6 protein-coding genes are annotated in these 12,083 nt (G+C 71.1%); 3 read left to right on the top strand and 3 right to left on the bottom strand.

Translation table 11 applies throughout. The features are described from left to right. Nucleotides 1-87: 87 nt before the first annotated feature. Entirely contained in the window at nucleotides 88-1,965 is a 1,878-nt protein-coding gene (locus tag KSK32_RS01670; RefSeq protein WP_216928108.1) for a hypothetical protein, read from the top strand. A gap of 285 nt (nucleotides 1,966-2,250) precedes the next feature. After that, nucleotides 2,251-4,119: a hypothetical protein gene (locus KSK32_RS01675; protein WP_216928109.1), complete on the top strand. Its 1,869-nt coding sequence runs from the start codon at nucleotides 2,251-2,253 to the stop codon at nucleotides 4,117-4,119. 70 nt (nucleotides 4,120-4,189) lie between these two features. Here KSK32_RS01675 and pulA read toward each other — a convergent pair whose 3' ends face one another. Beyond that, complete coding sequence (gene pulA, locus KSK32_RS01680; protein WP_216928110.1) at nucleotides 4,190-9,685, bottom strand: pullulanase-type alpha-1,6-glucosidase; 5,496 nt, start codon at nucleotides 9,683-9,685, stop codon at nucleotides 4,190-4,192. A gap of 143 nt (nucleotides 9,686-9,828) precedes the next feature. Continuing rightward, complete coding sequence (locus KSK32_RS01685) at nucleotides 9,829-10,470, bottom strand: cellulose binding domain-containing protein (protein WP_289256472.1); 642 nt, start codon at nucleotides 10,468-10,470, stop codon at nucleotides 9,829-9,831. A 196-nt stretch (nucleotides 10,471-10,666) separates the two neighbouring features. Between KSK32_RS01685 and KSK32_RS34480 the strand changes: the two genes are divergently transcribed. Beyond that, on the top strand, nucleotides 10,667-11,266 hold the full coding sequence (locus tag KSK32_RS34480) for a GNAT family N-acetyltransferase (RefSeq protein ID WP_216928112.1): 600 nt from the start codon (nucleotides 10,667-10,669) through the stop codon (nucleotides 11,264-11,266). Between the two features lie 40 nt (nucleotides 11,267-11,306). Here KSK32_RS34480 and KSK32_RS01695 read toward each other — a convergent pair whose 3' ends face one another. Further along, nucleotides 11,307-11,960, bottom strand: coding sequence for a GPP34 family phosphoprotein (locus tag KSK32_RS01695; protein ID WP_128137146.1), 654 nt, complete (start codon nucleotides 11,958-11,960; stop codon nucleotides 11,307-11,309). Nucleotides 11,961-12,083: the final 123 nt, after the last annotated feature.

The following is a 12,083-nucleotide window of genomic DNA, read 5'->3' on the forward strand; positions in this document are numbered from 1 at the left end:
GTGCTGTTCAGAGGCTACAACCGGTTTGTAGCTGGTCGCCCGACCTGGGGCGGGGCGACCCGTTTGGGAAGAACCGAAAGGGCTCTCATGTCGAACGACGTAACCACACCCGACGGCGGCGCTCCGATGGCGCCTCCGCCGCGGACGAACAGGCGGCGGGCGCTCTGGGTCGCCACCGGCGTGGCCGGGCTGACCGGCGTCGTCGGGCTGGCGGCACTCGGCGGTCTCGCCGCCCGCGACGACAAGTCCGGCACCGAACAGGTGGCGGAGAACCACGCCGCCGCGCCGCAGAACGCCGGTGACGACTCCCGCGCCGAGGGCGGGAAGGGCGGCGACAAGGGCGAGGACGGCTACGGCAAGGACGGCAAGGACCGTGGCCAGGAAGGCCGCGACCGCGGCGAGTGGGGCCCGGACAAGGGCAAGGACGGCAAGGACGACCACGGCAAGACCCACGAGGTTCCCTGCGACGACGACGCCCTGCTCGACGCCCTCGAACTGGCCAACCGCGACCACGGCGGCACCCTGAAGCTCGCCGAGAACTGCACCTACGAACTCGGCGTCAAGGACCGCAAGTTCGGCTCCGCCCTGCCCGAGATCAAGCAGGACGTCACCATCAAGGGCAACCACTCCACCATCAAGCGCGACGCCGAAGACACCTTCCGCATCTTCCGCGTCGTCGACGGCGGCGACCTCACCCTCAAGGACCTGACGGTCAAGGGCGGCAACGCCAACGAGTTCAAGTACGGCGGCCCCGCCCCGGCGCCCGGCAACGGCCAGCCGCCCACTCCGGCTGCCGCCCCGGCGGTGGCAGCCCCGGCTGCGGCTGTCGCGGCTCCGGCCGCGGCGACCACCGCCACCACGGCAGCTGCCGCCACGACCGTCACCGACGGCATGAACGACGGCAAGGACGACGACAAGCGGGCCGAGGGTGACGGCGGCGCGCTGCTCGTCGAACGCGGCGGCAGCGCCTACCTGGACAACGTCAAGCTCGTCGACAACAGCGCCGAGGGCGACGGCGGCGCGATCGCCAACTACGGACGCACCTGGCTCAAGGAGAGCAAGGTCGTCAGCAACCACGCCCAGGGCGACGGCGGCGGCGTCTACAACGAGGGCATCCTCAAGGTCGAGGAAACCCACGTCGACGACAACACCGCAGCCGGCAACGGCGGCGGCATCGCCAACGGCGGCGGTGAGCACCACGACGGGCCGGTCGACCTCGCCTCGGCCATGGAGGCGGAGAAGGGCGAGCACGGCAAGCACCACGCGGGCACCGTCGAGATCATCGGGGCACACGAGGGCAAGGACGCCTCGCTGAGCACGCTGAGCCACAACCGGGCGGGTCACAACGGTGGTGGCCTGTTCAGCAGCGGCGGCTGGGTCACCGTCTCGTTCACCGCGATCGGCGGCAACGTCGCCTGTGAGAACGGTGGTGGCGTCTACGCCGAGAACACCGACCTGCGGCTGGAGAAGGTCCACGTGGCCGGGAACCACGCCGACGGCAACGGTGGCGGCGTGGTGACGACCGGCGGGCGGGACTGGGCCGGGAACGGCGCCGAGAAGGACGGACCCAAGGGAAGCGCCACGATCGCCGACAGCGCCGTCGTGGACAACACCGCCGGCCGCTTCGGCGGCGGCATCTACAACGGCGAGTGGCTCGTCAAGATCGAGGACGGCTTCGTCCCCCGCGAGCGCGACGAGGACCACAACGCCACCCTCACCATCCGCGACACCGACATCAAGGGCAACACCGCCCTCAACGGCGGCGGCATCTTCAACAACAAGGCGAAGATCACCCTGACCAAGACCCACGTCACCAAGAACACCGCCACCGACTCCAGCAAGCTCCACCGGGTCGCCGGCGGCGTCCTCAACAACGAAGGACGCGTCAAGCTCGACGACAAGTCCCTCATCAGCAACAACGACCCCACCAACTGCGCCAACACCGTCGAGGACTGCTTCAACTGACGGCACCACCACATAACCGGGTAGCCCTCCTCGCGCCGTGGCGCGAGGAGGGCTACCTCCCCGGAGCAGCCCGCCTGGCCGTGGTGTCCCCCGCCGGGGCATCCGGACCGCGCTACGCCCGCCCATCCCACCCGCACCTTTATGCGGGTTTTTTTCGTATATGACCGCGAGGCGAAGAAGGTTCTCATACGGTCATCTTCAGCAGCTACAACCGATTTGTAGCGAAGGCCGCCTCGCCAGGGCGAAGCGACCTTGTCAGGTACAAGGAGAGGGCAGAGAGCTCCGATGTCCAACTACCTTCGCAATAACAATGACGCCACCAGCAAGACCATCTCCCCGCTCCGGCGTCGCCGGATGTGGCTCGCCACCGGCGTCGTGGGCCTGACCGGAGCGGTCAGCCTCGCCGGCGTGGCCTACGCGACCACCGGGGTCACCGGCCCGCACCGGCTCGCCGACGTCAAGTGGTCGACCACGCAGCAGCTCAGCGACGGCGACCACGGCGACAAGGGCGAGTACGGCCGGGACGGGTACGACAAGGACGGGTACGACAAGGACGGGTACGGCAAGGACCGTGGCCAGGAAGGCCGCGACCGCGGCGAGTGGGGCCCGGACAAGGGCAAGGACGGCAAGGACGACCACGGCAAGACCCACGAGGTTCCCTGCGACGACGACGCCCTGCTCGACGCCCTCGAACTGGCCAACCGCGACCACGGCGGCACCCTGAAGCTCGCCGAGAACTGCACCTACGAACTCGGCGTCAAGGACCGCAAGTTCGGCTCCGCCCTGCCCGAGATCAAGCAGGACGTCACCATCAAGGGCAACCACTCCACCATCAAGCGCGACGCCGAAGACACCTTCCGCATCTTCCGCGTCGTCGACGGCGGCGACCTCACCCTCAAGGACCTGACGGTCAAGGGCGGCAACGCCAACGAGTTCAAGTACGGCGGCCCCGCCCCGGCGCCCGGCAACGGCCAGCCGCCCACTCCGGCTGCCGCCCCGGCGGTGGCAGCCCCGGCTGCGGCTGTCGCGGCTCCGGCCGCGGCGACCACCGCCACCACGGCAGCTGCCGCCACGACCGTCACCGACGGCATGAACGACGGCAAGGACGACGACAAGCGGGCCGAGGGTGACGGCGGCGCGCTGCTCGTCGAACGCGGCGGCAGCGCCTACCTGGACAACGTCAAGCTCGTCGACAACAGCGCCGAGGGCGACGGCGGCGCGATCGCCAACTACGGACGCACCTGGCTCAAGGAGAGCAAGGTCGTCAGCAACCACGCCCAGGGCGACGGCGGCGGCGTCTACAACGAGGGCATCCTCAAGGTCGAGGAAACCCACGTCGACGACAACACCGCAGCCGGCAACGGCGGCGGCATCGCCAACGGCAGCGGCCTGTCCGGTGGGCACGGCCCGGCGGCCTCCGCCGCGCCGAAGGGCGGCGACAAGAAGGGCAAGCACCACGACGCCGGCATCGTCGAGATCTACGGTTCCGACCACGGCAAGGACGGCGTGAAGTCCAGCCTGTCCGACAACCGCGCCGGCAAGAACGGCGGCGGTCTGTTCAGCAGCGGCGGCACCGTCACGGTCTCCTTCACCGCGATCACGGGCAACACCGCCTGCGAGAACGGTGGTGGCGTCTACGCCGAGAACACCGACCTCGACCTGGACAAGGTGCACGTCGCCAAGAACCACGCCGACGGCAACGGCGGCGGTGTCGTGGTCACCGGCGGCAAGCACTGGGGCTACCCGAGCAACAAGGAGCACGCCAGCGCCACGATCGCCGACAGCAAGATCGTCGACAACACCGCCGGCCGCTTCGGCGGCGGCATCTACAACGGCGAGTGGCTCGTCAAGATCGAGGACGGCTTCGTCCCCCGCGAGCGCGACGAGGACCACAACGCCACCCTCACCATCCGCGACACCGACATCAAGGGCAACACCGCCCTCAACGGCGGCGGCATCTTCAACAACAAGGCGAAGATCACCCTGACCAAGACCCACGTCACCAAGAACACCGCCACCGACTCCAGCAAGCTCCACCGGGTCGCCGGCGGCGTCCTCAACAACGAAGGACGCGTCAAGCTCGACGACAAGTCCCTCATCAGCAACAACGACCCCACCAACTGCGCCAACACCGTCGAGGACTGCTTCAACTGACCTGACGGGCCACCGGTACGCGACCGGCCCCCTGCCACGTGACGTGGCAGGGGGCCGGTCGGCTGTGCGGTCAGCTCTGGACGAACACCGCCACGCTGCGCGCGGGCACGGTGAACGTGCCGGCGGCCCGGTCGAACGACGCGGTACGCAGCGCCGGGTCGGCCGAGTTCCGCAGCACCGGATGCAGTGCCACGTTCGCCCCGCGCAGCCCGGTGACTGTCTGCTTCGCCGTCTCCGGGGTGGCGTTGAAGACGACGGTCACCGACTTCCACTTCCCGTCCAGCCCTCGCGCGTCGAGGGTCATGGTGAGCACGCCCGGGGTCTCCTTCGTCCCGGACAGCGGGAACGCCACCCGCTTCTGCACCTGCTCCGCGGTGTCGAGCCCGAACACCGGCGAGGACCGGCGGACGCGCAGCAGCTCCGCGTACCGGGCGTCGGCCAGTTCGATCGCCGCGCAGTCCGGCACCAACGACGGATCGGCCAGCAGCGGCTTCGCGTACTGCCACTTGTCCTTGTTGTCGGCCTCCGGCGGCAGGCCGGCGCCGAAACCGTTGCCCTGGGCGCAGTCCCACCGGATCTGGTTGAACCAGTCACCGGAGTTGTACGAGTTGCGGTCCAGCGACTTCGAGCGCAGCCGCTCCGTACCGGTGGTCACGAACCCGGCACCCTGCCCGAGCGCCGTGGTCGCCAGCGCGAGCACCTGCATCCGGGCCCGGTCCTGTGCCGAGGTCCGCTGCGGCAGCTTGTACGCCAGCGCGTCGTACAGGATCTCGTTGTCGTGCGCGTCGACGTAGGTGACCGCCTCGCCCGGCGCGGCGGTGTACCCGGCCGGGGAGCCGTTGTAGTCGACCTGCGCGCCGGTGACCCGCTTGCCGGTGGAGTCGGTGAACCGGTAGCCGCGCAGGTTCCCGGTCAGGCCCACCTTGATCAGGTCGTGCTGGTGCAGCAGCCGGGCCCGCTGCTCGGCGGCCGAGCCGTTCACCTCGTCGCCGTTGGGGTCGGTGTAGAGGCCGGAGGCGAAGCCCTGCACCCGCGGGTTGGCGTCGAACGGGCCGCCGCCGCGCACCGCGTCGCGGAGCCGGTCGTTGAACGTGCCGACGCCGGTGCCGGCCATGTTGGCCTGGGTGGCCTGCGTGAACCGGGCGTCGTCGGCGACCTCGCCGAAGTTCCAGCCCTCGCCGTACAGCAGGATCCTCCGGCCGTCCACGCCGTCGCGGGCGAGCGTGAGCTTGTCCAGCGCGGCCCGTACGGCCAGGATGTTCGCCTTCGGGTGGTGGCCCATCAGGTCGAACCGGAACCCGTCGACCTTGTACGCCTTGGCCCAGGTCACAAGCGAGTCCACCACGAGCTTGCCCATCATGGCGTGCTCCGGGGCGGTGTTGGCGCAGCAGGTGGAGTTGGCGACGGTCCCGTCCTCCAGCAGCCGGTGGTAGTAGCCCGGCACCACCTGGTCGAGCACCGACTTCGGGTCGGCGCCGGCGGCCGAGGTGTGGTTGTAGACCACGTCCATGACCACCCGCAGGCCGGCCTTGTTCACGCCCGCGACCATCTGGCGGAACTCGGTGGTGCGCTTCGCGCCGTTCGGGTCGACGGCGTACCCGCCCTCGGGCACCGTGTAGTGCAGCGGGTCGTACCCCCAGTTGTAGCCGTCGGTGCCGGCCACCGCCGCGACGCACTTCTGCTGCTCGTCGGAGTCCGGCGGCAGCGCGGCCAGGTCACAGTTCGGCCGGGCCTGGTCGGCCCGCTTCTCCGGGATGGTGGCGAAGTCGAAGGCCGGCAGCAGGTGCAGGTGGTTGACCCCGGCGTCGCCGAGCGACCGCAGGTGCTTCATGCCCGCCGTGCCCGGGTCGGTGAACGCCAGGTAGGTGCCGCGCCGTTCGGCGGGGACCGTGGTGTCGGCCATGGAGAAGTCCCGCACCGACAGCTCGGAGATCTGGACCTTCGAGGCCGGCGGCGCGGCCGGCTTGCGCAGGTTCGACCAGCCGGCCGGCGCGAGCGCCGGGTCGCTCAGGTCGACGATCTGGCTGTGCGTGGAGTTCGGCGCGAGCGCCACCGAGTACGGGTCGGTCACCGACGCGGTGACCATCTTCTGCGTGGCGGGCTGCCACGCCTGCACCCGGTAGCGGTAGTAGCGGCCGTTCCACGCCTTCGTGCCGCGCACCGACCAGACGCCGGTGCGGTCGTCGCGGCGCATCGCCACGGTGGCCGGCTGGGCCGTGGGCGAGTCGAACAGCTCCAGCGACACGGTCCGCGCGGTCGGCGCCCACACCGCCAGCGTGGGCACGCGGCCGGCGAACGTCGGGCCGAGCTTCGCGCGGGTCGCCGCCGCGTAGACGTCGTCGAGCACGCCGGGGATCTGCACGCCGGTGGCGGCGAGCAGCGCGCCCTCGGCGTCCCGCTCGGTGACCACGAGCTGGCCGCGCAGCGCCGCCGGCACCTTGGCCAGGTCGGCGCGGTCCAGCGTGAAGGCGCGCGAGGCCCAGAGATGGGGGTACGCCTGCCGTTGCGCCTCGGTCAGCCCGTTGCGCTGCGCCCGCAGTCCGATGGTGGTGTACGTGCCGGTCAGCTCGCCGTCGGCGAGGCCGATCCCGCCGGCCGGGGCGACGGCGAGCGCGTACCGCCTGCCGTCGGTCGGCCCGGTGGCCCAGGCGACGGTGGACCTGTCGATCCACTGCGCCTTCTGCTTCGTCAGGTCGAGGTCCTTGGCGGCGCCGGACGTGGTGGTCGGCAGCAGCCGTCCCTTGACGCCGGCCAGCAGCCACACCTCGCGTCCGGCGGAGGCGAAGTCGAGCCGCTGGTCCTCGGGCTGATCCTTCTCGTCGCCTCGGTGGATGATGTAGCTCAGTCCGGTCGCTCCGGCAGCGAGGGGCACCCGGAACACCGCGCCGTACGCGTCGATCTTCTCCGGCTCGAGCGGGGCGGCCCAGTCGGTCGGGTTCGCCGCGCCGTCCCACAGGTGCAGGCCCCAGCCGTCGTAGTTCCCGTCGGCCTTGCGCCAGTGGATCAGCGCGGTGTCCTGGGCGACGGGCGGGTCGGGCTCACCGGTGGCGGCCTGCCGCGTCGGGTAGACCGCCGGGTCGCCCTGCTTGACCCAGACCTCGCCGGTCGCAGTCACGTCGATGGTGCGGTCGGCGGCGACGTCCTTGTTGCCGTCGCCGTCGATCACGAGGAAACCGACCGTCTTCGCGCCGGGCTTGAGTTTGACCCAGGCGAACCGGCCGTACGAGTCCTCACCGGCGAACGGCTGCCCGGCGGGCCATTCGGTCACGTACGCCGGGTCGATGTCGCCCCAGGCGTACAGCCGCCAGTCGTCGTACCCGCCGGCCGGGCGCTGGTAGTGCACGATCGCCCAGTCCCGCGAGGCGCCCTGCGCCGGGGTGCCGACGGTGCCGGTGGCGCGGGCGGTGGCGGTACGGCCCTTGCCGTCGCGGACCACCGCCTTGTACTCCACGCGGGTGCCGCCGGGCAGGCCGGTCAGGTCGTGATGCACGGTGTACGGCGCGCGGTGCGCGGTGCCCAGCAGCGTCCACTTGCCGCCCGCGACCCGGGCGGCGAACGTGACGGTGGCGAGCGGGTCGCCGGTCACCTGGGCGGTGACGGCGGCCTTGCCGGGGACCGGGTCGTCGCCGGGCTCGGTGATCGTGATCTTCGGCGCCCCGGCCTGCGGGATCGCCCGGTCGGCCTTCAGCACCACCGCCGACATGGCCGGCACGGTGACGCTCAGCTTGCCGTCCGCGCCGGCCGTCGCGCCCGCGACGCCGCCGTACACGCCGGTGAAGCGGGCGCCGGCCGACCAGGTGTCCACCGGGACAGTCTGCGGCGTCGCGGCGTTGTTCACCGCTGCGACGTACTCGATCCGGTCGGCGGGCAGGACGCGGGAGAACGCGAAGACGCCCGGTCCGTCGGCGGCGTACCGGGTCACCTGCACGCCGTCGCGCAGCGCCGGGTGCGCCGTCCGCAGCTCGCCCAGCTCGGCGATGGTCCGGTAGAGCGGGTGGCGGGTGTCGTACTGGTCGACGGCGTGGGTACGGGTGGTGCCGATCAGGTCGTCGTCGAGGTAGTCGGCGGTCCGCGAGGCGAACATGTCCTGCCGCGCGTCCTTGTCGCCGCCCGGGCCGGTGAAGCCCTGCTCGTCGCCGGAGTAGACGACCGGCTGGCCGCGGGTGAGGAACATCAGCTGGTGGGCGAGCCGGCTGCGGTTCAGCTGGGTGGCGTCGTCCCCGCCGGCGGCGGCGACGAACGAGCCGATCCGGCCCATGTCGTGGTTGCCCAGGAACGTGGTGAGCCGGTTGGCGTTCGTGTCCCGCGCGGAGTACAGGTCGTCCTTGGCGTAGACGTCGGCGAGCGCCTTGGCCGAGCCGTCGGCGGCGGCGTACCCGCGTGCCGCCTCCTGGAACGAGAAGTCGAGCGTGGCGGGCAGCCCGCCCTGCCGCACGTAGCTGGACTGGATCTCCTGCTCGGCGCTGTAGACCTCGCCGAACATGAAGAAGTCCTTCTTGCCGGCCTTCGCGGCGGCGGCGTCGATGCCGCGGGCGAACTGCGGCCAGAAGTCGAGGTTGGCGTGCTTGACCGTGTCGAGGCGGAACCCGTCCACGCCGGCCTTGCCGATCCACTGGGCGTAGATGTCGGTCATGCCGCGGACCACCTCGGGACGCTCGGTCCACAGGTCGTCGAGGCCGAAGAAGTCGCCGTACTCGCTGTTCTCCCCGGCGAAGGTGGAGTCACCGCGGTTGTGGTACATGGTCGGGTCGTTGAGCCACGCCGGTACCTTGACCTTCGCGTCGGCCGGGGTGGCGAACACCGGGGTGTACGGGAACGACGTCGAGTTCACCGCCGGGAACTTCCGCGTGCCGTCGGCGTAGTTGCGGTCCTCGAAGGGCCGCCCCTGCGCGTCGCGGTAGGGGGCGGTCTTCTTGTCCACGTAGCCGTACTTGTCCTCGGCGTACCGGATGACGTCGGCGGTGTGGTTGACGATGATGTCGAGGTAGACCTTGATCCCCCGGCGGTGGGCCAGGTCGACCAGCTTCTTCAGCTCGGCGTTGGTGCCGAAGTGCGGGTCGACCTGGGTGAAGTCGGTGATCCAGTAGCCGTGGTAGCCGGCCGAGACGTCCGCGCCGGTGCCCTGCACCGGCCGGTTCTTGAAGATCGGCGCGAGCCAGATGGCGGTGGTGCCGAGACCTTGGATGTAGTCCATCCGGTCGATCAGACCCTTGAGGTCGCCACCGTGGTAGAAGCCCTTGTCGGCCGGGTCGAGGCCGGTGGTGAGCCGGCCGCCTTTCAGGCCACCGGTGTCGTTGCGCCTGTCGCCGTTGGCGAACCGGTCCGGCAGGACGAAGTAGAACTGCTCGGCCTTCTCGGTTCTGGTGCCGGCCCTGAGCAGCGCGTCGGGGGACGGTTCGCGGTTCCACTGCGGAGCGTTGCCGGCGGCCAGGACGTCGGGGGTGGCGGCCGGGGCGGTGGCGTCGGCGCCGAGCTGGTGGAGGGCCACCGGCACGCCGACGAGAGTCAGTACGAGGGAGGTGACCAGGGCGAGCAGCGCCTTGGGGGATATCGGCGGGGGTTTCATCGACGGCCTTTCTCTGGTCGCTGATTCGCCCGCACGCTAGCCCTTGCCGAAACATTCTGCAATACCTTGCAAACCCTGCCGCAACAAAGCAGACACCTTGCAAGAGGAGGCGTGCGCTGCGGCCCCGGCCCGGGGCGCCGGATCTACCGCCCGGCGCAGGGCGAGCCGTCGACGGTGCAGCTCACTGGCCGGGTACCGGCCCGCTCGATGTGGAACCGCACCGGCACGGACTGCCCGGGCGCCAGGTCGAAACCGCTGCGGTAGGTGAACACGCCGTCGGCGAAGTCGAACACGCCCTGCTCGGCGCCCTCGACCCAGGCGGTGACCAGCCGGCCACCGGGGAACTCGGCGCGCACCGTCCAGCCCTGTGGCGTACCCGCGGTGTTGACCAGCAGCACCTCACCGATGAAGCCGCCGTCGAAGGCGTTCGGCACGCTGTACCGACCGGTCACCGCCGACGGCGGCGCGGGAGGCGGCGGGGGCGGAGCCGGCCGGGCCACGCCCCGGGGACCGGGGGTCGGCGCGGCCGACGTCGGCCGGGCGGGCAGCACCGTGGACCGGGGCGACAGTCCCGGCACCACCGCAGCGGTTGCGGACACCGGCGACGGGCCGGTCGCGGTGACCGCCGCAGGCGTCAGCGGGGCCTGCGGCAGCGACATCACCGGATCCGCCGGACCGGCCGCCGGGAACGTACGCCGGCCCCGCACCGAACCGAGCGCCACCACCAGCAGGACCACCATCACGACGACGCCCGCGGCGACGAGGATCCAGGGGGACGAGGTCATGGCGGCCCCGGGCTGCGGGCCGGGACGACGCGAGCGGGACATTGTCCTCCTGTCGGGGTTCGGGCCAGCCTAGCCAGACGGACGGGTCGCGGCGAACGACAGCGACCGACCCCTGCCGCACGGCCGTGGACACCTGATACCTTGCACGCCGATCAATGACCACAATGGCTCGTCGAGCCGGTAGGACGGTTGGCCAGTGACTGAGTGGCAGGGCAACATCCGGCGGGCGTCCACGGCGGACACCGCCGTCGTGACCGCGATCCTCGCCGAGGCGTTCATGCGGGATCCGGTGAGCGGCTGGATCTTCCCGACCGACGACCACCGCGCCCGGGTCCACCCCGGCTTCTTCGGGCCGTTCGTGGCGCTGGCGCTGCGCACCGGTGAGGTACACGTCGCCGGCGACGGTCTGGGCGCCACGCTCTGGCTGCCCACCGGCGAAGGACACGACGCCGACGAGGGCGACGAGTTCGACGGCATGGAGGCCGCCATCGGCACGGAGGCCATGAAGCGGTTCGGCGTGCTGGACGAGATGATGAGCGCCCGGCACCCGGCCGAGCCGCACTGGTACCTGCCCTTCATCGCGGTGCACCCGGACCATCACGGCAAGGGCGTCGGCTCGGCGCTGCTGCGTAACAAGCTGGCCGAGCTGGATCAGGCCGGCACCGCGGCGTACCTGGAGGCGAGCACGCCCCGCAACGCCGCACTGTACGAGCGGCTCGGATTCCGGCGCCGCCCGACCACGCTGGACCTGCCGGAGGGCCCCAGCCTCTATCCGATGTGGCGCGACCCGGCGTGATCGCGAACCGTCCCGCCCCGGCTGCGCCCGGGGCGGGACGTCATCGCCGTACCGTCGTGGTGGTGACGTCGAGCGCGCCCACGACGGCGGCGAGCAGCCCTTCGAGCTGAGCCGGCAGGAACCGGCGGCAGTCGCGCATCCGCGTGGCCACCTGCGGGTCGAAGATGTGCGCGGCCAGCCCGACCGCCTCGGCGAGGGTCGCCAGCAGCAGCGTGCCCGGGTCCAGTTCGGCCGGGGACGAGTGCATCAGCATCGCGGTCAGCCGCACCCGTGGTGAGGCCGCCTGGTTCGGGTCGATGGCCGGCCAGCGCACCGTCCGGCCGATGAGCTTGCCCTGCTCGCGCCGGAGCACACCGGCGGTGACCAGCCGGGTGCCCACGCGTTCGTTGATGTTGAGCTGGGTCCGCAGGTAGCGGATCCACAGCCGGGCCGGATGCGCCCCCTCGCGGCGCAGGATCTCGGTGATCAGCAGGTCGGTGAGCGGCTCCTGCCACAGCCGCGGATCGACAGCGGCGATCCCCCCTCCGTCGAGGGCGATCCGGCCCTCGAACATCAGCTCGGCGAGCGCGGCGCCGGCCAGCCCGCACTCCAGCCGGTCGACGGCGACGTGTGGCTTGCCGGTGAACTCGTCGTGTCCGATAAGGAACAGCGCATCCGCAAGCCGGTATGTGGCCTGCGCCCCGGGGTAGGTCATGGTCCATCCTCGAACGGTGGCCGTGATCGTCGCCACGGGACGGTACGGCATGACCACGCAGAGCTCAATTCCGGTCGATCACGCACGCCCCAATCGATATCGAAGCGGGGTTGTCACGATCAG

Origin of the sequence: Micromonospora sp. WMMB482 (genome assembly GCF_019038635.1) — a bacterium.
Classification (GTDB): Bacteria; Actinomycetota; Actinomycetes; order Mycobacteriales; family Micromonosporaceae; genus Micromonospora; species Micromonospora marina.